Origin of the sequence: Tunturiibacter gelidiferens, assembly GCF_014201335.1 — a bacterium.
GTDB lineage: Bacteria > Acidobacteriota > Terriglobia > Terriglobales > Acidobacteriaceae > Edaphobacter > Edaphobacter lichenicola_E.
On record NZ_JACHEB010000004.1, the window covers coordinates 464,781 to 488,241 of the forward strand.

The 23,461-nt window shown below is 59.6% G+C and carries 16 protein-coding genes; 4 read left to right on the forward strand and 12 right to left on the reverse strand.

The window, feature by feature from the left end; all coding sequences use genetic code 11:
- Positions 1 to 51 precede the first annotated feature (51 nt).
- Positions 52 to 2,265, reverse strand: coding sequence for an ArnT family glycosyltransferase (locus HDF14_RS10850; RefSeq protein ID WP_183976356.1), 2,214 nt, complete (start codon positions 2,263 to 2,265; stop codon positions 52 to 54).
- 133 nt (positions 2,266 to 2,398) lie between these two features.
- Between HDF14_RS10850 and HDF14_RS10855 the strand changes: the two genes are divergently transcribed.
- The gene (locus tag HDF14_RS10855) at positions 2,399 to 3,961 is read left to right on the forward strand and encodes a Ppx/GppA phosphatase family protein (protein WP_183976359.1); all 1,563 of its coding nucleotides are present in this window, start codon (positions 2,399 to 2,401) and stop codon (positions 3,959 to 3,961) included.
- On the opposite strand, the gene HDF14_RS10860 is transcribed toward HDF14_RS10855, so the two are convergent.
- From HDF14_RS10860 to HDF14_RS10895, 8 genes are all read right to left on the reverse strand, one after another.
- On the reverse strand, positions 3,913 to 4,446 hold the full coding sequence (locus HDF14_RS10860) for a SixA phosphatase family protein (protein WP_183976361.1): 534 nt from the start codon (positions 4,444 to 4,446) through the stop codon (positions 3,913 to 3,915). The genes HDF14_RS10855 and HDF14_RS10860 overlap by 49 nt on opposite strands.
- 74 nt (positions 4,447 to 4,520) lie before the next feature.
- Positions 4,521 to 5,615: a hypothetical protein gene (locus HDF14_RS10865; protein WP_183976363.1), complete on the reverse strand. Its 1,095-nt coding sequence runs from the start codon at positions 5,613 to 5,615 to the stop codon at positions 4,521 to 4,523.
- 7 nt (positions 5,616 to 5,622) lie between these two features.
- Positions 5,623 to 7,764, reverse strand: a complete 2,142-nt coding sequence (locus tag HDF14_RS10870; protein ID WP_183976365.1) for a M1 family metallopeptidase — start codon at positions 7,762 to 7,764, stop codon at positions 5,623 to 5,625.
- Positions 7,765 to 7,818: 54 nt separating this feature from the next.
- Entirely contained in the window at positions 7,819 to 8,481 is a 663-nt protein-coding gene (locus HDF14_RS10875) for a class I SAM-dependent methyltransferase (protein WP_183976367.1), read from the reverse strand.
- On the reverse strand, positions 8,478 to 9,368 hold the full coding sequence (locus HDF14_RS10880; protein ID WP_221304630.1) for a hypothetical protein: 891 nt from the start codon (positions 9,366 to 9,368) through the stop codon (positions 8,478 to 8,480). The genes HDF14_RS10875 and HDF14_RS10880 overlap by 4 nt, the downstream gene beginning before the upstream one ends.
- 498 nt (positions 9,369 to 9,866) lie before the next feature.
- A complete protein-coding gene (locus HDF14_RS10885; RefSeq protein ID WP_260698175.1) occupies positions 9,867 to 10,115 on the reverse strand; it encodes a GIY-YIG nuclease family protein in 249 nt (82 codons plus the stop codon).
- Between the two features lie 156 nt (positions 10,116 to 10,271).
- The gene (locus HDF14_RS10890; protein WP_183976369.1) at positions 10,272 to 12,068 is read right to left on the reverse strand and encodes a glycoside hydrolase family 57 protein; all 1,797 of its coding nucleotides are present in this window, start codon (positions 12,066 to 12,068) and stop codon (positions 10,272 to 10,274) included.
- A gap of 159 nt (positions 12,069 to 12,227) precedes the next feature.
- Positions 12,228 to 13,367, reverse strand: coding sequence for a BON domain-containing protein (locus HDF14_RS10895; protein ID WP_183976371.1), 1,140 nt, complete (start codon positions 13,365 to 13,367; stop codon positions 12,228 to 12,230).
- A 424-nt stretch (positions 13,368 to 13,791) separates the two neighbouring features.
- Here HDF14_RS10895 and HDF14_RS10900 point away from each other — a divergent pair, with 424 nt between their 5' ends.
- Positions 13,792 to 14,181 carry a YtxH domain-containing protein gene (locus HDF14_RS10900; protein WP_183976373.1) on the forward strand — a complete coding sequence of 130 codons (390 nt, stop codon included), beginning with the start codon at positions 13,792 to 13,794 and terminating at the stop codon, positions 14,179 to 14,181.
- Between the two features lie 109 nt (positions 14,182 to 14,290).
- Positions 14,291 to 14,857, forward strand: coding sequence for a hypothetical protein (locus tag HDF14_RS10905; RefSeq protein ID WP_183976375.1), 567 nt, complete (start codon positions 14,291 to 14,293; stop codon positions 14,855 to 14,857).
- A 234-nt stretch (positions 14,858 to 15,091) separates the two neighbouring features.
- Here the strand turns inward: HDF14_RS10905 and mnmA are convergent, their stop codons facing one another.
- From mnmA to HDF14_RS10920, 3 genes are all read right to left on the reverse strand, one after another.
- Positions 15,092 to 16,210 carry a tRNA 2-thiouridine(34) synthase MnmA gene (gene mnmA / locus HDF14_RS10910; RefSeq protein WP_183976377.1) on the reverse strand — a complete coding sequence of 373 codons (1,119 nt, stop codon included), beginning with the start codon at positions 16,208 to 16,210 and terminating at the stop codon, positions 15,092 to 15,094.
- Positions 16,211 to 16,384: 174 nt separating this feature from the next.
- On the reverse strand, positions 16,385 to 18,421 hold the full coding sequence (locus HDF14_RS10915; protein ID WP_183976379.1) for a hypothetical protein: 2,037 nt from the start codon (positions 18,419 to 18,421) through the stop codon (positions 16,385 to 16,387).
- Positions 18,422 to 18,589: 168 nt separating this feature from the next.
- On the reverse strand, positions 18,590 to 22,000 hold the full coding sequence (locus tag HDF14_RS10920) for an alpha-mannosidase (RefSeq protein WP_260698176.1): 3,411 nt from the start codon (positions 21,998 to 22,000) through the stop codon (positions 18,590 to 18,592).
- Here HDF14_RS10920 and HDF14_RS10925 point away from each other — a divergent pair.
- A complete protein-coding gene (locus HDF14_RS10925) occupies positions 21,999 to 23,414 on the forward strand; it encodes a serine hydrolase domain-containing protein (protein WP_183976381.1) in 1,416 nt (471 codons plus the stop codon). The genes HDF14_RS10920 and HDF14_RS10925 overlap by 2 nt on opposite strands.
- The last annotated feature ends 47 nt before the right edge of the window (positions 23,415 to 23,461 follow it).

Below are 23,461 nucleotides of genomic sequence, written 5' to 3' on the forward strand. Positions count from 1 at the left end.
AGCGCTTTGGCAGATCAACCGGTGCTGCAATGGGCTGCGAGGTCGTTCCGATCAGGGGGTGTCCTGTCTGGTCAGACGTTGGTTGAGGGACAGTGTGGCGGTCTCGGGATCTTTGGGTTTGCCTGAGTTGTCCACGGGGCGGTCGGTGAAGAGGGCTTTGCCGGAACTTTCGAAAAGAAGAATTTTTTTGCTGCCGAGGAGCTGGTCGACTATTTCTCGTTTTTCCATGGGGACGAAGAGAAGTTTGCGGTCGCCGTGGCCCCAGACGGTGAGCAGATCCTGCGAAGTGAGGAAGATGGGCGGTGCGTCGGGAAAAGTTCCGCCGAAGAGCATCGAGGAGGAGCGGCCGTTGACGAGATAGATCTGTCGGCCGAGGTAGAAGGCGATCGAGGAGCCGTAGGACTGATCGCCGTAGAGGAGGACTTCGGTATCAGGGGCGATGGAGTGGTTGGCTTCGAGTTGTTGAATGGTGTCGGCGAAGCTGCGGGAAGAGAGCATGGGGGCAAAGCGTGCGAAGGCTATGTGAGCTGCGATGAAGAAGGTGGTCGCGGTGAGGGCGACAGTTACAGTCGAAGCGAGGTGCCGCCGCTGGGAGCGGAGGAACCAGGCGATGGCCGGGCCAGTGAGGAAGGCTATGGCGGCGAGCGCGGCGGGGAGACGCAACGCCGCGAAGCTGGGACCGGTGAGGTCGAAGATACCGGACATGGAGAGGGTGTAGTTGCCTACGCCGCGGTGGGCGAGGACATCGCCGATGTCGGGTACGAAGGGAAGGTGACGAGAGTTCCAGAGGCCATAGATTAGCGTGATGGCGATGGCCACACCGAGCACGGTGAAGGTGGCGTGAGCAACGGTGATCCAGCGGCGCGACGCGGAGTCGAAGTGGAAGGTTTGTTCGGCGTTGCTGAGGGCGACGGCAAGGAGGAGGATGATCGCGAGGTACGCGGGGAAGGTGTAGTACTCCTGGTTGGTGGAGAGGGAGAAGAACGTCAGAACCAGGGAGGCAAAGAGGCTTAACAGCAGAGTGCTGCGTTGGGCGAGTGTGTTGACGCGGAGGAGTGGGGTACCCGATGGAGAGTTTGACTGGCGGCGGCGGAGTCCGTGGATCAGGAAGAGGACGAGTGCTGCAAAGACCGTGAAGAGATATGGAATTTTCAGGGCGTTTTGGAGGATAAGGCCGACGAAGACTATTGCGTAGGGTTGCCAATAGAAGGTTCTTGCTTCGTCGGTGGGCGCGGGATTGGAAGCGCGATAGCTCTGGAAGGCGGTGTAGGCCTGATGGATGAGTGCTCCGCAAAAGAGCGACCAAGGGAAGAGCCAGACGAGATGGAGGCTCCAGAAGAGGGAGCTGGGAAGCTTGTTGTAGTCCATCGGATAGCGTCGGCCGAGGAAGCGGAGGAAGTGCTCGTTGATGAAGTAGAACCAGAAGAAGCCGTGGCCGTTCATGCCGCCGGTGTTGCGCAGGCCAGCGAGGATATGCCAAGGAGCTGCGATGAGAAGGAAGAGCAGGATACCTGTGAAGGGTCTGAGATTGCGCCAGTTTTTGTATTCGCCGCTTAAAACGAGATAGAGGATGGCCGCGCCGGAGAAGAAGATGAGGGCCACGAGGCCTTTGGTGAGGACAGCGAGGGCGAGGACAATCCACATGACGTAGGCGTAGGCGGTTGGAGAAAGAAATGCGGGGATCTCTCCACTCCGTTGCGCTCCGGTCGAGATGACGGCTCTTTTCTCAGCATCTGCAGAAGGTGGGAGACATTGCAGGAGGCAGTAGAGGGCGATGCAGAGGAAGAGAGAGAGGAGAACTTCGGGGATGTAGTAGCGCGTGAAGAGGAAGACGCCAACGGTGGTGAGGGTCGCGACGCCGGCGTAGAAGGCCGCGCGGGCGTTGAAGGCGCGAAACGCCCAGTGATAGCCGAGGAGTGCGAGGAGAAGGACGCCGATTGCCTGCGGGAGATGCGCGGCAAAGGTATTGAAGCCGAAGAGACGGAAGCTGAGGGCGCCCAGCCAGTAGGGAAGCGGCGCTTTTTCGAGATAGCGGATGCCGTTGACACGAAGCGTGACGAGATCTCCGGAGAGTGCCATATGACGGGCGGCATTGGCGTGGGTGGCGTCGGCGTCGTCGAGCAGCGGCGGAGAGAAGAGGGCAGCGAAGAAGATGATGAGCCAGAGGCCGACGAGAACGAGGAGCGCCGTGGAGCGTCGCGGGTTGTAGGTGGCGAGCGCTGCCTCAGGTTCGGCAATTGTTTCGAGGAGTGTGTCTTTCATCATATTTTCGCTGTGCTCTTCTAGCATAAATGGCTTGCAGGGAAGATTGTTGATGACGGCACGCCGCTCAGAGAACGGCCTGCGGCATGTAATCTTCTTGTGGTGGGATTTTTGCTCCTGAGGTGATACCAGAACTATGCCTACGTTTGCCGCGATCGATATCGGATCGAACTCGTGTCGCTTGAAGATTGCCAGTGTACAGATGCATCGATTGAAGACATTGCACGAAGACCGTGAGGTCACGCGGCTGGGAGAGAGTGTTTTTCAGACGGGAGTGATCTCGCCTGAGGCGATGGCCTCGACGATTCGCGCGCTGAAGCGTTTTCATAAGGCAGTCCAGCTGCATGTCGCCGATAAAGTTCGCGTGGTGGCGACGAGCGCGATGCGAGATGCGCGGAATGCAGCGGCGTTTACCGAGTGGGTGAAGGCGACGACGGGATGGAACGTCGAGGTGATCTCGGGGCTTGAGGAAGGGCGGCTGATTCATCTTGGGGTCGTGACGCATGAGGTGGGGGCTCGAGGACGGTGTCTGCTGATAGATCTGGGCGGCGGGAGTTGTGAGGTGACGCTCTCCGATGGCGGCCGGATCAAGTCGATGGTGAGCATGCCGCTGGGAGCGGTGCGGTTGCAGGAGGAGTTTCTTCGGAGCGATCCGCCGGCGAAGGAAGATGTCGCGCGTTTGAAGCAGTTCATTGATCGCGAGTTGAAGCGGGCAGAGAAGAAGCTTGGGACGCCCAGAGTAGGGTTGGTGATTGCGACCTCGGGGACGGCGTCGGCGCTCGCGGAGGCCAGTGGGCATGTCCGCAAGGGCAGGGCGGCGAGTAAGACTTTGGCAAAGAAGCGACTAGAGCGCGTGGGGGCGCTGACTGCGGACACATCCGATGTGCGGCGCCTGGCGGATCGACTGGCGAAGATGAACAATGCGGAGCGGGAGGCAGTGCCGGGGATTGGGCCACGTCGGTCGGAGATTATCGTCGGCGGTTCGCTGGTGTATGCAAGTTTGCTGGAGCGGATGGGGCAGAAGGGATTTCGCTATTCTCCGCTGGGGCTGCGCGACGGGATGCTAGCGCAGATGCTGGCGGAGGTCGATCTACGAACGTCAGTGCACCAGAAGATCGAGAGCGAGCGATGGGCAGGCGTGCTGGAGGTTTGCGAGAGGTACGGAATCGAGCAGCGGCGAGTGGAGCCGGTGAGGCAGCATGTGGTGGAGTTGTTCAACGCATTGGCGCGGGTGCATGAGCTGCCGGAGGAGTACAGGCTGTGGCTGGAAGCGGCGGCGATGATGCAGGATGTCGGCAAGTTCATGAACCACCAGGGACATTACCGCCACACGCAATACATCATTGCGAACTCGGAGATCTTCGGATTTTCGCCGGAACAGCGGATGATTGTCAGCGCTGTGGCCCGGTATATGGGGAAGAGCCGGCCTGATCCTCTGGACCGGCCGATGCGGTGGATCCCTGTGGAAGAGCACATGAACGTGACACGAGCGGTGGTGTTGCTTCGGTTAGCGGTGGCGTTGAATCAGGACCGGGCTAGTGCGGTCCTCCAGATGAAGACGCATGTGTATCCGAAGCGTGTGTTGCTCGAGCTGGTGCCGGGGCGTGGCGGCGCGGAGCTGGAGGCGTGGTCTCTGAAGAAAGAGGCGGCTTATTTCCGCGAGATCTTTCGACGCGAGCTCTTCGTCGAGGTGGCGTAAAGGGCGCGGACGGTGCGGGGGTCCAGCAGGGCTTGCAGAGTCGCTGGACCGCGGGTGAGAACTACGCGAGCGATGGAGCCCTTGCGGAGGCGAATCTTTGCCTCAGGGCTTGAGGCTGGCACCAGAAGCGAGCCTAAGAAGGTGGTGAGGTTTGGGTTATGGCCGACCACGAGGACGTTCTCGCGGCTGGAGATTTCGCGTAGAAGCTTTTGGAAGTCTTTTACGGTGGCTGAGGGGGCGAGTGCTTCGGATTGCTGAATCGGGGCTTCGTAGCCGGTCTCGGTGCCGATCATGGCAGCAGTCTGGAGGGAGCGCTTAAGTGGGCTCGAGATGATGAGATCAAACTGTATGTTCAATGCATTCAGCACGTAAGCAAGCTGGAGACTGTGCTTTTTCCCTTCTTTGTCGAGGGGACGCTTTACGTCGAGGAGGGGATTTGTTCGGCGAAGACCTGCGCTAGCGTGGCGAAGAATGTACAAATTCATAATCTATTCACATATTACCGCAGAGCCGTTTGTGGATCATAGCGAGGGTGTGAGGGTGTGGGGAGATGTCGGGGCTATTGCGGTGATTTGGCAGGATTGTGATGGAAGACTCCGGGGTCTGGCTCGTCAAGGGAGGGGGATGCGGGTTCGGGATTTGGGATTGGGTCAAAAGGCTGGCCAGGCAAGGAGATCTGGTGAGCAGGGACTGGGTGATTCGGGTGGAGGGGGTCGATGGGGTTTACCTTGCCAACGACAGGAAGGATGGGCAGGGGCGACGGGGTGAAGGTGGGGTTCTGGAGGGCGAGAGAGGTCTCGGCTGCGCGCTGCCAGAAGCGAGTGAACAGGAGAACGAAGAGTCCGAACTGGGCGAGGAGGAAGGTTGGCCAGACTCGCGGCTGCGCGAGCATATGCATGGAAGCACGTGCAGTGAGGACGACGGCGGACGCTCCGAGGATGGTGAGAAAGAGGAATACGGGCCACGCTTGCGAAAAGTGTGCGCGGAGGGTTCGCCAGGCGGGGGCGAGAGCGCGGCGGACGCGGCGGTCAGGTTTGCCGTTATGGCGGAGATGGAGGCCGAGTTGGACCGTGTAAACCTCTACGAGATCGAAGTAGAGACGAAGGATAGACGCCACGAGGAAGATAATCACGTAGCCGACGAGGGTTGCGAAAAATGCGTGAAGTTCTACAGCATGCTTGTCGACCTGGTCAGCCCATTTGCCCTGGATAAAGACGAGAGGGCCGAGTATTAGTGCCGAGACGAGGATGGTGAGGAGGGTGATCCGGAAAAAACGCCAGAAGTGGAGCAGACCCTGGTGAAAAAGGGTGCTGAGGTGTGCAGGGCTTTTGGTCTGATAGCAGAAGAGAGTTCCGGGGACCAGGAAAAAATAGACCAAGAGGTACAGGGGGACAGAGGTAAAGGCCCCGGCGTTGCCTCCAGAAGGGCCATCCTGCAGGCGAAGAAAAGTGTTGGCTAGTGTGCTGAGGTCGAAACCGCTTGTGAGTCGTTGTGCGGCGAGGGAGTGATCCATGATGGAACTGAACTGGGCGTGAAGGCGGATGGAAAAGATCAGAGCCAGGCCCAGGTTGAAGATATAAGCCCAGATAAGCGCAGGGAAGCAGCGCAATGTGAGGAAGAAGCCATGAAGGAAGATGTTGCTACGTTCGGGCATGATGGGTTTACACGATCCAGGTGGAGAGTTGCGCCAGAAGCTGCTGGAAGCTCAGCCAGATGTTGGAGAGTTTGCGAGCGGGAATGTTGTTGGGCGTGGTGACGTAGCTGTTGTTGAAGAGATCCTTGTCGAGGAGGATGGTGTGGTCGGGGTCGATTTCGACAGAGAGGATCTTTGCGTTGCGAGTGTAAGTGAACTTGGTCCAGCGATCGAGGCCATCCCAACGTTCGCGAAGACGGGTTCCGTCGTCGAAGACGATCTCTGCGGTGACGGGGAGGACGAAATCGCCCTTGCGATGGAGGTAGACAGAGGAGAGGTACTGGACTTGCTTCTTGTCTTTGGGTTCCGGGAGCCACCATTGGGCTGGATCGGAAGAGACTTGGTCGACGGAGTAGTCGAGGATTTGAGTTCCGTAGACGGCCTGATTGAAGAAGGAGCGCAGGCTGGAGTTCGTGGCTGGAGTGGTGGCGTAGTCGGGATAGCCGGTTGAGGTGAGCGGCGGGGATGAAGGAAAGACGAGCGCGGGAGAAGCATCGGCCTCGTTGAAAGAGGTGGCTGTGGATTGGTCCGATATTGTGGAGTGCTGTCCATGTGTTGGAGGGGGGGGGACGGTGGAGATGGCCTTGCCGTCGGCTATGGCGACCTCCTCAATGGTGCGGAGGAAGTCCTCGGTTGTGGGATGAGTGAAGCGGTAGCGCATGAAGTAGGTGCGCAGGGCTTCGTCCATGGTGTCTCGACCGATGATGCCCTCGAGCGTGGTCAAGAGCGTGGCGGATTTGCCGTAAGTGATAACACCGTAGGAGTAGAAGTTGCGGAATTTGAACGCCCAGCGGGTTACCGGATCAAAGTCGGGTTCGATGAAGTAGTCATAGCGCCGCAGATCAGTGTCGCCAATGTTTGCATAGGATCGTCCGAAGACCGAGGTGTTTTGACCGAAGATGGCGGCCATGACTTTGACCTCGGTATAGGAGTTGATGCCTTCATCGAGCCACGCGTCTTCGAACTCGTTGGTGGCGACCATTCCGTACCAGTATTGATGGCCGAATTCGTGTTCGGCGGCTTGTTCGGTGAGGTAGGTGGGGTCGTACCAGGAAGTCTCTCCAGTGAAGAGGGTGGGGTATTCCATGCCTCCCATTTCGGAGTCGGGTTCGGGGTCGATGACGGTGATGATCTTGTAGGGGTAGGGACCGTAGCGATGGTCGTACTGTGCGAGGGTCTTCTGCATGACGTTGAGGTAACGAGCGCCAGCTTTGGGATGGGCAGCGAGGGCGAGGACGTGGATCTTTACAGGGCCGAGGGAGGAGAGGTAGGTTCCGTCGGTGATGGTGAAGTTGGGGCTCGCGGCCCAGGCGAAGTCACCTATGTCTTCGCCGTAGAAGCTGAGGGTCTTGGTGTTGTCGGAGTTGGTGACTTCGCCGATCGGAACGCCGCTCGCTCCGACAACGTAGCGGCGCGGAAGAGTGAGCGAGACGCGGAAGGTTGCGAAGTCGGAGAAAAATTCTGTGGAGGAGTGATATTGGTGGCAGTTCCAGGCGCCGTGCCAGAAGACTCCCGGTTTGGGGTACCACTGGCCGCCCATGATGAAGTCGCGCTTGTAGCCGTTGCGGGCGACTGAGAGCGGGAAGACGTCGTGGAAGGCGAAACGGAAGGTGATGGCGTCGTTGGGAGCGAGTGGATGAGGGAGAGTGATCTCGGTTACGGTGTGGTCTTCGGCGTTGTTGTCGTCGGGGGCGATGAAGTGCATGGCTGAGGTGAGGTCGCCGTAGCCGTCGGCTTCGATGTGGGAGATGGTGATGCTGCCGAGTTTTTCGGAGGGGTAGTTCTTGTCGTCTTCCGGGTCGAGGACTCCACCGGTGAAGTGAGTTTCTTTCGTGAAGGTGGACCGGGGGCGGAAGGCATTGAGGTAGAGGTGGAAGGGAATAGAGGTGAGGGGGTGGCCGGTGAGGTTTTTGTAGGTGAGAGTCTCGATGGCGTCGAGGGTCTTTTTGTCGGTGTCGAGTTTGGCGTCGATGTTGTAGGCGACGACCCGGGTGGAGAGTGGTTTGCCATCGGGGGAGTTGGTGGCGATGCTGGGTTGCGGAGTGGTTTGAGCGTGGGCGGTGAGTGGAAGGAGGAGTGCGGCGACGAGGAGCGGGCGGGTTCGCGGCATACCGGGATTGTAGGTGGGGTTGCGGGTTTGGGGAGGAAAAAGTTTGGGTGACGTCTATGGAGGAGTTGGGTTTAGTTGCCAGAGTTCGGTGATGAGGAGGCCTGCGAGGCGGTGTCGGTGGGCGATTCGGGTTAGGCCCGCTTGCTGGAGGGGCGAGGCGTGGTCGGGGAGTTGCGTGGTGCGGAGGCCAGTGAGTATGCGGAAGGCGAGGTAGAGGGTTCGGACGAGGATCTTTGCGGGAAGACGCATGGGGCCGGTGGGGATTTGGAAGTCGGAGACGAGCCAGACGGCTTGCGGGGAGAGAGTTGGGGCGATGCGCGTGATCAGGGTGCCGAGTTCGGGCTGGGTGAGGCAGTCGAGGAAGAAGTGCGTGACGATGAGATCGTAGGATGGGTCGAGAGGACAGGTGAGGGCGTCGGATTGATGGGTGTTGAGGCGCGCGGATGCGTTGGGGGCTAGTGCTTCGCAGCGTTCCCGGAGGAGTTGGAGCATAGTTGCGCTGGTGTCGATCGCATCGGCGTGGAGACGAGGATTTTGAGCGAGGAGTTGGGCGAGGAAGCGGCCGTCGCCGTCGCCGAGGACGAGGGCTCGCTTGCGTTTGAGGAGGCTGGGCAGGTAGTGGAGGCGGCATTGCTCGAGGGCGCGGCCGAGGGTGATGTATTCGAGCCAGCGGTAAGGGCGTGCGATGTGGTCGAAGTTGGGTTGAGTGCGCGTCATCGAGGAAGGAGGGGGAGCAGGAGGAGGGGTGTGATGAGCGCCAAGTCGGCGAGGCTTCGGAGGGTAAGGCGTGCAGTGTGGTGCCGGCGGTGATGCAAGAGGAAGAGCAAGATGGTGGAGGCTGTGACCGCGCATGGTATTGACCACGAAGCGTGACGGTCGAGCAGAGAGAATGTGGCGCTGAGGAAGATGAGGGTGGTGGTGAGAAGCGGGAGTTTGTGGAGGGCCAGGCGAGTGGCGGCATGTGCCTGGTGATCCGACGACGACGTGAGGGGGCCGTGTTCCCAGGTGTAGATGAAGAGGCAGTTGAGGCTGCACGTGGTAGCGAAGAGGACCGCTAGAGGGAACAGGGAGAAGCGGAGGTCGGGACGGCGGGCCACGGTGGGAATGAAGATGGCGGCGGCGAAGAAGATTCCAACGGCGATCTCTTTCGGGAGACGATGAGCGCTGCTGGTGGCGTGGATGAGGACGAAATAACCGAAGAGCAGACCGCCGAGGATGAGGTAGAGGTGGATGGCTCGTGGTTCAAGACGAGGGAGAAGGATCGCCAGCGTGATGGAAGCGACGAGGATGCCGGTGAGGAAGGCGCGACGGTGCCGGTGGTGGAAGTAGTGGCGCGCTTCGAGGTCGCCCCTGCTTGATGCGCCGATGAAGCGGGCGTCGAGGAGACGGTCGGCGGCGTAGAGCATCCAGACGGCGAGAAACATAGCTACGATACTGATCGCTGGGAGATGGAGGTGGTTGGCGGAGGCTATGAACCAGGTCCAAAGGGCGGCTACCGTGGGTGCGTCGAGGGAGAGGAGATGCCAGAGGGTGAGGGGATTTCTGGGGAAGGTGGTTTGATGGCTGAGAATGACCGTGCGGGGTGTTTGTGTCGCTGTCGTCACTTTCACTCTCCCTTCTTTTTGTTTGATGCACTGGTTAGGGTGTACCCCCCCCCGGTTGCCTTCGCGTAAGCTGCTTATTTTCAGTTATTTACAGCGTATACATCTCTGTAAAATCGTCATTCTAAAAGGGTTGCGGCTAAATTCTTCCAATCAAAGGGGTTACGGGTTAATGTCGAAAACCCCGGCGGTTTCCGGGGTTTTTCTCTTTGCTTTATTCATTATAGCTGGTGGCGCGGAACTCATACGCCACGCTAATATGCTTGATTGGCGCGGGTTTTTGGGGTTTGGGGGCTTGACAGTTTTTGGGGTGGGACAAGTGCTCGGGACAACAACAACAGCAGATCCCCTTCGGGGATAACAACAAGAAAGACAGGGGCGACAGCAACGACAAAGGCAACGGCAAAGCCAACGACAAAAGGAAGTCGCCTGCGTTAGGGTGGAGATATTAATTGGGCCGAGGTGGCAGGATGTCGTCCCATGTTGAATTTGTTCGTTCAATCAGTTCGATCTTTTGTGCTCTTGACCAGTGTTTGAGCTCTTTTTCGCGAGCGATGGCGCTGCGGACATAGCGAAAGTATTCACAGTAGACGAGGCGATGAATGTTGTAGTGTGTGCTGTGTGGGTTTTGGGGGACGCTTCGCGGTGTTGATTGGTTCGGCGATGAATGCTGTTTGTTGAGCCGATGTACAGGTTTTGCGAACGGCTGGATAGGATGTAGACCCAGACGTGGTATTCGCGGGGAGGCATTTGGGGAGGGTAGCAGGGGGTTTGGTTTAACAGCAACAGCAGATCCCCTTCGGGGATGACAGCAAGAAAGTCAAGGGCAACAGCAAGCGCGGAGGCAACGGCAACAGCGACGGCAATGCATTGGCAACACAACAGCAAGCTGAGGCAACGGTGGGGCTAGGCTGTGGTTTCGACTGGATGGGGGAGGGGTGTGGTGGGGACGGGTTCTTTGGCGGCGGTAGCCCATAGGCCGGGATCGATGTCGGGGAAGATGCTGTCGCGCTGTTCGATTTCGGCCAGGCGAGATTGCTGGACTTCGGTGATGGCGCCGGTTGATTCGTAGGTTTGCCAGAGAGCTTTGACTTCGTTGAACTGATCGTTGTGGGTGAGGAAGCGAATTTCGGCGTAGTCGCGGGCGGCCCCGGTGGTGATGAGGAACTGCCAGTCGGAGGATTCGAGGAGGAGAAGCTCGCGGCAGAGCTGTTGCATGATGCGCAGGCCGAGGTCAGAGGTGCGCCAGAGGCCGGCGGTGCAGACGTCGCGGGTGTAAATCTCGGCGGGGTAGATGTGGGTGTAGGTCCAGCTGGTATCGGGGTTGAGCCAGACCTGGTTGTTGCCCTCGGTTCCCCACGAGCCCTCTTGCATGGCGATATAGCCGGCGCGGGGGTACTGGTCGAGGTAGTCGGCGCAACTGATGAGCTGGATTCCTGATTCGTACTCGTGGAGGTTGCGGGCGACGGCTTCGAGCCAAAGGGAGCCCTCGAACCACCAGTGGCCGAAGAGCTCGGCGTCGAAGGGAGAGCAGAGGATGGGAGGGATGGAGTCGTTGAAGCCGGACTTCATCGCCTCGTAGACGAGATGGACGAAGTGGGAGGCGTGGGCTTTGACGCGCTCGGCGGCTTCTTGAGGGTAGTAGGGCTGCTTGTCCTTCATGTCGACCCGCGAGCCGGTGACGCGCCAGTAGCGGTGGCCGCCGGGCCAGCGTTTCTTGTGGAAGTCGAGGTATACGCCGTCGCCGGGGTAGCCGGTGTCTCCCGACCAGACCTGGAGGCCGGTGTGTGGATCGCGGGGGAAGATTGTGGTGGCGTTCTGTTTGGCGGAGGGGCCGTCGACGTAGTAGGGCTGGTAGAGGGAGCGGTGGGGCTCGTGGGTGGCGCGCTCTTCTTCGGGAGTATGGGGAAGACCGTCGCCGGGTGGATCGTAGGGCGAGCTGGTGTGACGAGACTCTTCTACGAGATGAGTGTCGACGAAGAAGAACTCGAGGCCGGCTTCGGAGAGGGCTTGTTCGACGCCGATGCGATGGAAGGCTGGGGGCGTTGGTGTGCCGTCGGAGTTGGGGACGGGTTGGCTCCAGATACCGGAGGGGCGATAGCCGCACTCGGGTGCCCAGATGCCGCGGGGGGCTTTGCCGAAGTGGCGGACGTGGGTGTCGACGGCGGTGTGTACTTGGGCGCGAATGCTCTCGTCGGTGCCGAGGAGAGGCATGTAGCCGTGGGTGGCGCCGCAGGTGATGATGTCGATGAGGCCGGTGTCGTTGAAGTGACGGAAGGCGGCGATGAGATCGCGGTTGAAGCCGTTAAAGTCGTCGAGTGCCTGCGAGAAGAAACGCTGCCAGAAGCGGGCGGTCTCGGCGAGATGAAGGTCGCCGGATTGGAGGAAGAACGCTTCGTCTTCGCGGGCGGCTACGATCTTGCGGGTGAGGTAGCGGGGGAACTCGGCGAGGAAGACCGGGTGAGAGAGCTGCTCGAGGAGGATGGGCGAGAGATTGAGGTTGCAGTTGAAACGGATGTTGTCGCGCTCGAGATTTTTGAGGACGCGGAGGAAGGGGAGGTAGGTTTCGGCGGCGGCTTCGTGGAGCCACTCGAGACCATGGGGCCACGTGCCGTGATTGACGACATAGGGGAGATGCGCATGCAGGGTGAAGGTGAGAAACCCTGCGGGGCGAGACGCATTGTCGATCGATGCCTTCGTCAAGACGAACACCTCTGGAATGACGCTGGGTAGGGCAGTCTTGTGACGGATCTTCGTCGGGCTGCAGCTTGTTAGGTCTGGACCGCGATAATGCGATTCAGGCGTTGGGATGGCAGCCCGAGTGGTCTGCCGTTCCTGTGCTAAATGTTGAGATGCAAAACTTTACTGTTGTGGCGGCTGGTCTCCTGGCCGCTGTTGCAGGTCTGGGTTCGTGCTCGTCGTGCTCTCGGTATTTTTTGTTGGAACTTTGAGAGACAAGGTGTTGGTCAGACGGAAGCGGATGAGGCTTTCGGACGGGATCTGAACTTGCTCGCCGCGGGTGATGGTGTTTGCGCCTGCACCAACACCGCCGCCGGCTGCAGCGCCGATCGCGGCTCCTTTGCCACCGCCGAGGATGCCACCGAGGATAGCACCGACGGCCGCTCCTCCACCGACTTTTTCGGCTGTGTTTTTGCCGCGGCCTTTGCCTTCGACGCTGTAGGGTTCGGTGGTGATGGCGAGTTTTTCGCCACGGCGAGTGATGCTGGTGAGTTCGACGGTGAGGAGTGAGCTTCCTTTGTAGTGGGCTGCTTCCTGCACGGCAGAGACACGGCCTGTGACGGGGGTGCCCTGACGGATGACGACGAGGTCGTCGAGGATGATGTCGGTGGCGACGGTGCCGGTGAAGGTGTCGCCCTGTTGTGTGGTGGCGCTGTCGAGGGTTTGGGTCATGCGGATGGGAATGGTGGTGTCAGGCGGAACTGTGATGTTACGGAACTCCGGCACGGGTGGTGGGGGTGGCGGCGGCGGTGGAAGTTCCTGCTGGGGTGGTGGTGGCGGCGTGGCTGCTGCTACCTGGGCGGGGGGCGGCTCGACTGGCGGGAGCTCCTGGACTACGGGGGCGGCCTTAGGCTTCGGTGCTGGTTTAGGAGTGGGGAGTTTCTTTGGCGTGGGCGGCGGAGGTGGCGGCGGAGGCGGGACAACTGCGGCGGTCATGGCAACGGGAGCCTGCACGGAGAGATTGTTGACTACGGTCTTGATGCCGACGACTTGTGCGGCGTCAGCGGCGGCGAGGGAGCGCGCTGCTTCGCTGCTGACGGTGCCGTTGAGGGTGGCGACCTTGTCCTGAACTGAGGAGTTGATCGGCTCGGACTTGAGGGCATCATCGTTGGTGAGGCGGGTTTGCAGGGCAGCGGTCAGACTGGCGTCGTCGGTGGCGACGGCGGGCGCGGAGCTCTTGCATCCGGCAAAGCTGAGTGCGATGGCGAGAGCGCCGATGCTCAGAAGAGCGCGTGTGGAGGTCAGAGAGCGGTTGACGTACATGAAACCCCTTTCGTGCGTCGAGGAGACGTACTGCGAACACTGTAAACCACTGCACAGGTATCCGATGCGGCGTCTCTGACGGAAGTTTCGAGGGAACCGGGTTTGCTCGTTTTTCGCGAAGGATGATCTTGTTGTTGAGTATTAGACGAGGCGGTTCAGGAAAGATATCAGCTTGCTCTGGGCAAACGTGGAGAGCGCGCAGGGAGGAGGTTTGCGGCAAACGACCGCGGGGAGCGGGTTGGCGCGCAACCTAATTGGAGTGCAGGGCATCTTCCTAGACACAGCAAATTTGCGGTCGCCGGGCAATTGCGGCGAGCGAGTATTTTGGAGTCGATTTCGGATCTGATGGATTGGAAATCTAAGAAGTTGAGATATAAAGGCGGAAGGCAGATTCCGAACGAAAGCCTGAAAGAGGAGAATGAGTATGTCAGATAACGACGAGAGTGTGAGTGGATTGGGTTGGTTCCTGGCGGGACTGGGCATCGGTGCCCTTGTCGGTGTGTTGTATGCGCCCAAGGCCGGGAAAGAGACGCGGGAGGATCTGGTCGCGAGCGCTCTTGATGCCAAGGATCGGGCTGCTGTACTTGCCCAGCAGGCACAGGATCGTGCGGCTGTTCTGGCGCAGCAGGGTAAAGAGCAGATGAACGAGTATGTTGATCGCGGCAAGGACTATTATGACCGCGGGCGGACGCAGTGGGCTCAGTATGTCGAGAAGGGGAAGGGCCTAGTGCAGGAGCACGCCGATAAGGTGTCTTCTGCGATCGACGCGGGCAAACAAGCGTATGTGAGCACGACGGGCGAATCCAACTCGTAAGGCGGCTCTGTCGTCGTTCGTCGTTTCTGATAGTCTAGGCCCGGTCGACGCTTGCTGGCGGCCGGGCCTTATGATTGTTATCTCGTAACTTGAGGGATTGAGAGACTTTATGGAAGCGATGCGTATCGTGATGTCGGGTATGTGGCTGCAGGACGCGGACTCTCTTTCTTCGGGGAACTCGAGGCTGTTGATGGTCTTCGTTGGAATGGTGGCGGTTGCGTTGATCGCCCAAGCGATTGCCTTGATCGCGATGGCTGTCGGCGCGGCGAAGACGAGGAAGCGCGGGCTTGAGATTTTTGAAGAGATACGCGCGAAGATGATGCCGGTGCTCGAGAACTCTCATGGGTTTATTCAAGAGACGACTCCGAAGATAAGGATCATCACCGACAACCTGGTCGAGACAAGTCATTTGGTTCGGGCAAAAGCGGTAGAGTTTGACGCGACTGCGAGTGATCTCAACTCGAAGACGCGTGCACAGGTGGATCGGGTGGATGGGATGGTGACTTCTGTTCTGAATACTACGAACGATATCTCGGAGACGGTTACGCGGGGGATTAAGGTACCGCTTCGGGAGGTCTCCGGTCTCGTGAATGGGCTGAAGGCGGGGATTGAGGTTCTGGTGGGTCGGGCGAAAGGGCCTAGCAGGAACTCACGGGATACTGATCCGGGCTGGTGAGAACTTCTTTTTTCTTCGAGGGCTGGTGACAGAAGTGGTTCGGAGTGCGTCACGGCCGTACTTTTGCTGAAGATGTGCGAGAAGCAACCGCAGATCCCCTTCGGGGATGACAACAGAAAAGCAACGGCAACGACAAAAGCAACAGCAACGACAAAAGCAACAGCAACGACAAAAGCACATCAGATCCCTTTTGGGGATGACAACAGAAAAGCAACGGCAACGACAACGAGAAGTTTAGGTGATCCAACCGCCTCCGACTACCTCGTCTTCCTGATAGAAGACGGCGGATTGGCCGGGGGTTATTGCGCGTTGGGGCTCGTCGAAGAAGGCGTGGACGGTTTCGGCGTCTACGCGGGTGAGCGTGGCCATGGCCGGGGTGTGGCGATGGCGGATCTTGATGCTGACACGGATGGGTTCGGTAAGCTCGGGGATCGAGATCCAATTGAGGCGGTTGGCGAAGAGGTCGCGGGAGAGCAGATCTTCGTCCGAGCCAACGGTGACCTGGTGTGAGTCGGGGTGGATGGCGAGGACGTAGAGCGGGTTGGGGCTGGTAATGCCTAGTCCCTTGCGCTGACCGACGGTGAAGCTCTGGATGCCTTCGTGATGGCCGATGACTTCGCCGGTGGTGGTGACGAGTTCGCCGGCGGTGTTGGGTAAGTCTTCGCCCTGCTCGTCAAGGTAGGCCTTGAGGAAGGTGTTGTAGTCGCCGCCGGGGATGAAGCAGATCTCCTGCGAGTCTGACTTCTGGGCTACGGCGAGGCCTGCGTCGGCGGCCATCTGGCGGACGGCGGGCTTCTGCATCTCTCCCAAGGGGAACATCGTGCGGCTTAGCTGCTCCTGCGTGAGGCCGAAGAGGAAGTAGGTCTGGTCCTTGGACTTGTCTTCGGGGCGGGAGAGGATCCAGCGCCGGCGCGTCTCGTCGAAGCGGTTGCGGGCGTAGTGGCCGGTGGCGATGCGGTCGGCGCCGATCTGGCGGGCGGTGGTGAGGAGCTGGTCGAACTTGAGGTGATTGTTGCAAAGGGTGCAGGGGATGGGCGTGCGACCGGCGAGATACTCGCTGACGAAGGGCTTGACGACGTCGGCTTCGAAACGCTCCTGCTGGTTGACGACGTAGTAGGGGATGTCGAGCTGCTCGGCTACGTGGCGAGCGTCGTAGACGTCGTCGATGGAGCAGCAGCGGCCTTGAACGGCTTCGGGCATGCCCTCGTGTCCGGCGAGACGGCGCTGGTTCCAGAGCTGGAGCGTGAGGCCGACGAGCTCGTGGCCCTGAGCGCGCAGGAGTGCGGCGACGGCGGAGGAGTCGACTCCTCCGGACATGGCAACCGCAATCGTGTTGTTGGGCTCAGTGGGCATGATTGTTCGGGGGCACCGCGGGATGACTTTGCTGAAATAGCCTGAGAGACATGGCGATGACGCGCGTCCTCTGACGCACTCTTTCAGTATATCAATGTGCGGAAAACGCGTTCGCCGTGGCTCGGAAGAGAGATTGCGATCGGTGTGACTTTGTGTCAGTCCGTTGAAACGATTTCAATTTGAGGCGGTGGGGTGAGTTGCCTGTGAGACTTTTCCGATCTTCGGGGAAGTGTTGGCGATTGGGTAGAGCGAGATGCTGTCGCTGGTGAGAATGGCGAGTTGTGCGCCATCGGGGGCTAAGGCGAAGGACTGCTCGGCAAGAGAGACGGCGGGATTGGTGGAGAAGAAGAGACGCTTGCCGTCGTTGGCGCGGTAAACGCTGACCTCTTGTTCCTTCAGGTCCTGCTTGTGAAAGTAGGCGCCGCGTGCTTTGGAGGTGTGGCAGCGGACAATACGGACGGCTAAGTCGTCCTCGTTGCTGCTGCTGGAGGATTGCTCGATCTCTTCGGAGGAGCCGTGACCGTTGAGCATGGGATGGCCGTCGAGACGAATGAGGCGATACCAGTTTTGAAGAGGCGACTGGGTGCAGCCGACGAGGAAGACGGAGTCCGGCAGAGGGGTGGAGATGTTGGGATGGCAGACGGAGTTGATGTTGGCGATGGTGTGCTCGGTGTGGTCCCAGCGGAGCTCGCGGATGCGCCAGCGGTCGTGACCGATGGAGTTGACGCGAATCTCTCCGGCGTCGGAGAGAACGGGCGGGGGCAGCGAGGAGCTTTGACGGGTGGTGAGCAGGAGGGCGAAGTTTTGGTCGAAGAGCTGAACGTCGATGTCTTCTTCGGGATCGATGTGGAGATCGTCGGCGAGCTGCTGGTGCATGGTGGGGGTATGGCGCTCATGCAGGGTTCCAACGGCGATGTAGCTGCCTGAGGGAGATGCGGAGACGAAGACAAGTTGGCCGGGGACGGGGGCCTCGCGCAGGACGTTGAGGTTGGCGTCGAGAAGGCGCAAATGATGGCCGAGGTGAACGAGGATCTGGCCGGGCGCGGCGTGCCAGATGAACTGAGCTTCTCCTTGAATCTGCCAGTCGACCATCTTTTTTATCTTGAGCGTGGCGGGGTCGAGGAGTACGGCTCGAACGGTGCGCATGGATTCGGTGCGGATGCCGGCGGGGAAGCGCTGGCGGAGCTTATGAGGGTCGTAGGTGAAGAGAAGGTTCTGGGCGTCGAGGTAGGTGAGGGTGGATTCGTAGTCGAAGGCGGAGTACTCGCGGGTGTCGTGGGGAACGAAACCGAAGGCGGCGGTGGAAAGGGTACGAGAGGCGTGGACTGCTGCGAGATCGGTGGAGTCGGGGACGAGGGTGCAGGGGGCTGTGCAGATGCTGGTCTCGTCGATCTCGGGTGGGGGTGGTGGCGGGAGGGGAGCGGGTTTGGGTTCGGGTGGTGGAGGGGGTGTGACTGCTGCGGTGAGGTCGGGAGGCGTGGAGTTTTCCGCGACGGATGGCTTCGCCGTAGGGGCGACCGAGCCTCGAGGCATGAGCACGAGTTGGGTGGCGCCTTCGAGGCGGATGTTGTCTTTGAGGGAGGTGAGGACGGAGGCGCCGTCGGGGCCGGTGCCTACGCTTAGTGTAAATTTCTTGAGGCCGATGACCTGTCCGGCCTGGATGACTTTGGGGGTATTGTCCTCGGAGGACTTTCCGTTGAGGCTCATGTCATCTTTGCTGGCTATGGGAGTGGCGGCGTGCGCTGAGGATCCACCGCTGCCCAGGGACATGTGAGGTTGCGTGCTTGAAGCACCGAGATTTGTGGCGGAGTCTCTGAGTGGGGCTCCCTCATCAACTTCCGGGGCGGCGATGATGGCAAAGAGAGTGAACTGAATGGGCGCGATGCGGCCGTCACAGTCTGCGTGGTCGAAGGCGATGGCGAGGCTTGATCCTTTACTTTGCTTTGTCCGCTTCTCGATGGCGACGATGTGACCGCTGACGGCGGAACCGGTGCGGAGATGGCAGGAGGAATCATTCCAGTCGACCCGGGCCTTCGCGAAGACCGAAGCTCCCAGTGAGAGCTTGTTAGCATCTACGGACGCGAGCAGTTCGGCCTGGAGGGGGACCTGTGGGTTGAGCCTGCGATCCTGCTTTTCGCGTGAAGATTGAGCGCGGCTGAAGCTTATGAGAACGGCTATGGTGCAGATACAGAGCAGAGCCCGGTGCATCATGAGGAAGCCTTCATTTTTTAGTGATGATTTCAAGTATGGCAGAAGTCTAGCTGGCTGGGATAGATGCGAGGCTATTGTTTTATGTAGGTTTTTTGTAAAAAGAAAGCCGCGGTTGGTTTCCAGTTGGGGGGAAACTCACCGCGGCGCAGGGTGCGAGAACGAAGGAGGCTATTTGCTGTTTGCCGTGGTGGGTTGGTGGGGATAGACGGCTTGCAGGGTGAGGATCTCGTAGGGCTTGATGGGGACGGTAATTACGTCTCCGGCGAGCGAGAGGTGTTCGCCTTCGGGCTTCTCCATCATGTTGGATTCGACGGCGTAGGTGGCGCCGGGGGGGATGTGGAGTTTGATTTGCGATGCGGTGCCGGCCCACTCATACATGCGGAAGACGAGAGCGTCGGAGTCTTCAGCTTTTTTGATGGCGGTTAGGGTTACGTTGGGATTTTCGACGGCGGCCCAGGAGTGCTCGGCGGGGAAAGTGCCGGTGTGGGCGAAGACTTGCGTGGCTTTGAGGGGGTCGTTGAGCTCGTAGCCGCGACGGACGGTCTGGGCTTGTTTCCAGGAGCCGGTGTGGGGGTAGATGGAGTAGACGAAGTGCTGGTGACCGCGGTCGGCGTCGGCGTCAGGCCAGGTTGGAGAGCGGAGGAGGGTGATGCGGAGGGTGTTGCCGACCGCGTCGTAGCCGTATTTTGAGTCGTTGAGGATGGAAAGACCCTGGTTGGCGTCGCCTAGGTCGGCCCAGCGCATGGCCGGGACTTCGAACTGAGCTTTCTCCCAGGAGTTGTTGCGAGTGGTGGGGCGCTCGATGGAGCCGTAGGGGATTTCGTAGGTGGCTTTCCCGGATGTGGCGGCTAGTGGGAATGCGGCTTTAAGGAGGACGTGGGATTCGTGCCACTCGACGTCGTTGGAGATATCGACGTGGTCCGATCCGGCGTCGAGGGAGATGTTTTGGGTGAACGTGGAGTTTTGCCAGTGGCGAGAGATGCGGATGGTCTTGCGGAGGGGGCTGTACCGGATGACGTGAATTGAGTCGACGTGGTCGATGATGGTGGGGGCTTTATCGAGGGTGCCGGGGTCGATGTTCCAGGCGTCGTACTGTTTTGGAGTGTCGACGAAGGCCTGAAGCTGGTTGCCGCAGGAGTTGGGTGCCAGATAGTTGTGGGTCTTCGCTGAATCGCTGATCTGAGTGATGCAGCCGGTCTTGGGATCGATGGTCAGGGTGAGCTTGTCGTTGGTGAGAGTCAGATCGGAGGGTGCGGTTTCGTAGCCGCGCGGCTGCTTGGCTGATGACGCGGTTGCGTGCAGAACGGTATACCCGAGTGCGGGGACATCGACCGTGGCGAGCACGGTGTGCTCTCGACTATTTGATCCTTCGTTCAGATCTTCGTACGAAAGCTTGTTTCCGGCGTCATCGGTAAGAGCGAGTTCACCGACCTCTGGCGTTTGGACATTGATTTGAATTGTCTCTTTGCGTGGCCAGGCGAGAGTGTTTGTGACGAGGACGGCTTCGCCGGGTTGATTCGATGTGTTGACCTGGTCTGCCAGGGTTTTGAGAGAGGCGTTGGTGATGAGTTTGTCGGCGTTGAAGACTTCTGTGAACTCGCGCTGGGCGTCTTTGTAGATGATGGCGATGCCTGAGCCGGCGGCGAGGTCGTGGAAGCCGTTGAAGGTGATTTTTTTCCAGTTTTCGGTGAGTTCGGGGTTGGGGTAAGGCTGTCCGTTTAGCCACGCCAGGGAGGCTAGTTTTTCGGCGTCGAGCGTAGCGACTTCGCTGGTGCGCATGTTGCGTTTGTGTGCAGCCTGCGTGGTGTAGACGCCGCGGTGGTATTCAAAATAGAGCTCGTCTTTCCAGGTGGGGATGCCGAGGGCTCCGTTAGCGGCGGGTGGGGCGGTGTAGCCCTTGGCGATCGATTCATAGTCCCAGATGGGGGAGTTGGAGTTGAGGTTTTTTTCTACGTTGGTGAAGTAGTTTTGTGCGGTGTGGTAGCGCATGGTGGGGACTGCGTCTTGTTTGCCGGCCGCGATCCAGTGGTCAGCCTGGTCGAGCATGGCGCGGGTGGGGCCGCCGCCGTGGTCGCCGATGCCGTAGAGATCGAGCATCTCAGTGGTGCCGGGGTTTCGGTCGGCGGACTCAGCGAAGTCGGCAGAGATGCGGGTGGGGTTTACGTTGTCGTGGACGTAATCGGTGGGGAAGTAGGTGAGGACCTTGCTGCCGTCGGGCGATTCCCACCAGAAGAGGCGGAAGGGGAGTTGGTTGGTGTCGTTCCAGTGCATCTTCTGCGTGACGAAATAGTCGAGGCCGGAGCGCTTGTAGATCTGGGGTGTCTGCCAGTTGTAGCCGAAGGAGTCGGGGTTCCAGCCGATGCGAGCGGTGACGTCGTACTCCTTTTTGAAGAGTCGCTGGCCGAGGAGGAGCTGCCGGACTTGCGATTCGCCGTCGGGCAGGTTGAGGTCGGGTTCGACCCACATGCCGCCAACGATCTCCCAACGACCCTCTTTGACGCGCTGCTTAATTTGTTCGTTGAGGTCGGGATATTTTTCGGCCATCCACTCGGTGTATTGTGCGGCGGATTGCGAAAAGGTGTAGTCGGGGTACTCGTTCATGAGTTGAAGGGCGGTGGTGAAGGTGCGCTTGACGACGTCGATGGTTTCGCTTTTGGGCCAGAGCCAGGCAGCGTCGATGTGGGAGTTTCCGGCGAGGTCGATTTTGGCTTCGGAGAGAACGGGGTGGAGGGTGGTGAGGATCTCCTGCGCATGGCGGAGAGATTTGTCGAAGGCGGCCTGGTCTGCGGCTGCGAGGGCGTTGGTGTCGATGGCGGCGACGGCTTCTTCAACTTTGGGGATGAGGTCTTTGCGTGGGGTTGCGAGCGCGGGGAGGAGGTTCGCTGCGGCGATGCATTGGATGCGGATGTCATCGGGCGATGGGCGGGCGTTGGCGGTGTTGGGTTCGATGCGGAGACTGACGCCGGAGAAGGTCTTATCGTCGACGGTCTGGAGGAGCTTGACGGCAACGAGGATCTTGTCGCCGGGCTTGGCGGGGTCAAAGAGGACGATGGGTTCGAGGTCTTCGCCGAGGGCTACGCGCCTGCCGTTGAAGTAGATGATCTCGGGGACGGCACCGTTGGCGTTCGACCGGAACTGGAAGGAGATGCGAGAGCCGGTGATGTCGTAGCCGTTGAGGGTTTTGGGGACCTCGATCTCGCGGCGATACCAGACGGCCTCGTGGGGAGCTTTGGATTTGGGTTGGACGACGGTCCAGGAGGAGTCGTCGAGAGTGGTGGATTCACCGTGGGGAATGTCGCCTACGTGGAAGCGCCATTCTTCTGCAGAAAGGGCGTTGAGGGTTTCGAGGGTGTGAAGTTTGGCGATGGCGGCGGGAGAGAGGTTTTTTTGTTCGCGAACGGGGGTGAAGGATTGGGCGAACAGCGTGGTGCAGGAGAGCAGGAGGGCGAGCGGAAGCCGGCGAAGGAGCATGAAGCCAAGGTTAGCAAAATATGAGGCTTTGGGAGAAAATCGGGCGTTTGGATGGGGAGAATCTTTGCGGCTGACGAGTTTCAGAAGTGCTGCTACTCTTTCGTGCATGATCAATCTGCGAGTGTGTTCTGCTGCTGTCTTTGGGGTGGTTTTTCTAACGGTGGGAACGGTGTTGGCGCAGAATACGCTTGCGCCGGACGCGGTGAAGGAGATCGATGACGCTGCGGCTGATGTGATGAAGTCAACTGGGGTGCCAAGCGCTTCGGTCGCGGTGGTGCAGGGTGGGAAGGTCGCGTTTGTGAAGGCGTATGGGAAGGCGCGGCTGGAGCCGGTGATGCTGGCGGAGCCGGGAATGCAGTATTCGATTGGCTCGGTGAGTAAACAGTTTACGGCGGCGTTGATTCTGCTGCTGGTGCAGGATGGCAAGGTGAAACTGGATGATCCGGTGGGGAAGTATCTGCCGGAGCTGACGCGAGCGAATGAGGTGACGGTGCGTCAGGTACTGTCGATGACTTCGGGGTATCAGGATTTTTGGCCCGAGGATTATGTGATGACCTCGATGATGCAGCCGGCGACCCCGCAGCACATTCTGGATGTGTGGGCGAAGAAGCCGCTGGACTTCGAGCCAGGGACGAAGTGGCAGTACTCGAATACTAATTATGTGATTGCAGGGCGGATTGCGGAGATCGTTGCGGGCAAGCCGTTGATTGAACAGTTGCAGGAGCGGATCTTCAAGCCGTTGAAGATGAATGGAGTGTTGAACTCGGATGCGAGCAGGTTACCGGCAAGCGATCCGACTGGGTACTACCAGCATGCGTTGGGGCCGATGCGTCCGGCGCCGCAGGAGGGCGCGGGTTGGATGTTTGCGGCGGGTGAGCTGGCGATGCCGGCTAGCGATCTGGCGCTGTGGGATATCAGTTTGATGAATCGGACGCTGCTGGCGCCCGCTTCGTATGACGAGATGTTTCGCGAGGTGAAGCTGAAGGATGGTAGCGGAACGAGCTATGGGCTCGGTGTGTTTGTAGCGGTGAAGGACGGACATCGAACGATCGCACATAGCGGCGAGGTGTCGGGGTTTGTGTCGCAGAATGTTGTGTATCCCGATGACAAGGTGTCGGTGACGGTGTTGACGAATGAAGATGCTTCGAGCGCGGCTGGCGCGTTGGCGAAGAGGATCGGTCCGCTGGTGCTTGGTGGTGATGGGGCTTCGGCTGGGACGGCTGCGGCAGAGAAGCGCGCGCTGGATATCTTTACCGGGCTGCAGAATGGAAAGCTGGACCGAACGCAGTTGACGGCGTTTTGTAATGCGTATTTCACGGAGGAGGCGGTGACGGATTTTTCAAACAGCCTGAAGCCGCTGGGGGTGCCGACCAGCTTCAAGCAGACGGATGAGGAGTTGCGCGGCGGGATGACTTTTCGGTCATTCAGCGTGAGCTTTCCGGACAGGCAGGTACGGGTGACGATTTTTGAAGAGCCGGACGGGAAGCTAGAGCAGTACCTGGTAATTCCGTCGGGAAGCTAGTCTGCGTTGAGAGGGGGCGTTACGATGAAGGATAATAGGTCGTGGTT

Bases quoted from the DNA above. Each gene is read 5' to 3' on its own strand.
- HDF14_RS10850 (WP_183976356.1), bottom strand. From the start codon at position 2,265: ATGATGAAAGACACACTCCTCGAAACAATTGCCGAACCTGAGGCAGCG.
- HDF14_RS10855 (WP_183976359.1), top strand. From the start codon at position 2,399: ATGCCTACGTTTGCCGCGATCGATATCGGATCGAACTCGTGTCGCTTG.
- HDF14_RS10860 (WP_183976361.1), bottom strand. From the start codon at position 4,446: ATGAATTTGTACATTCTTCGCCACGCTAGCGCAGGTCTTCGCCGAACA.
- HDF14_RS10865 (WP_183976363.1), bottom strand. From the start codon at position 5,615: ATGCCCGAACGTAGCAACATCTTCCTTCATGGCTTCTTCCTCACATTG.
- HDF14_RS10870 (WP_183976365.1), bottom strand. From the start codon at position 7,764: ATGCCGCGAACCCGCCCGCTCCTCGTCGCCGCACTCCTCCTTCCACTC.
- HDF14_RS10875 (WP_183976367.1), bottom strand. From the start codon at position 8,481: ATGACGCGCACTCAACCCAACTTCGACCACATCGCACGCCCTTACCGC.
- HDF14_RS10885 (WP_260698175.1), bottom strand. From the start codon at position 10,115: ATGCCTCCCCGCGAATACCACGTCTGGGTCTACATCCTATCCAGCCGT.
- HDF14_RS10895 (WP_183976371.1), bottom strand. From the start codon at position 13,367: ATGTACGTCAACCGCTCTCTGACCTCCACACGCGCTCTTCTGAGCATC.
- HDF14_RS10900 (WP_183976373.1), top strand. From the start codon at position 13,792: ATGTCAGATAACGACGAGAGTGTGAGTGGATTGGGTTGGTTCCTGGCG.
- HDF14_RS10905 (WP_183976375.1), top strand. From the start codon at position 14,291: ATGGAAGCGATGCGTATCGTGATGTCGGGTATGTGGCTGCAGGACGCG.
- mnmA (WP_183976377.1), bottom strand. From the start codon at position 16,210: ATGCCCACTGAGCCCAACAACACGATTGCGGTTGCCATGTCCGGAGGA.
- HDF14_RS10915 (WP_183976379.1), bottom strand. From the start codon at position 18,421: ATGATGCACCGGGCTCTGCTCTGTATCTGCACCATAGCCGTTCTCATA.
- HDF14_RS10925 (WP_183976381.1), top strand. From the start codon at position 21,999: ATGATCAATCTGCGAGTGTGTTCTGCTGCTGTCTTTGGGGTGGTTTTT.
- HDF14_RS10920 (WP_260698176.1), bottom strand. From the start codon at position 22,000: ATGCACGAAAGAGTAGCAGCACTTCTGAAACTCGTCAGCCGCAAAGAT.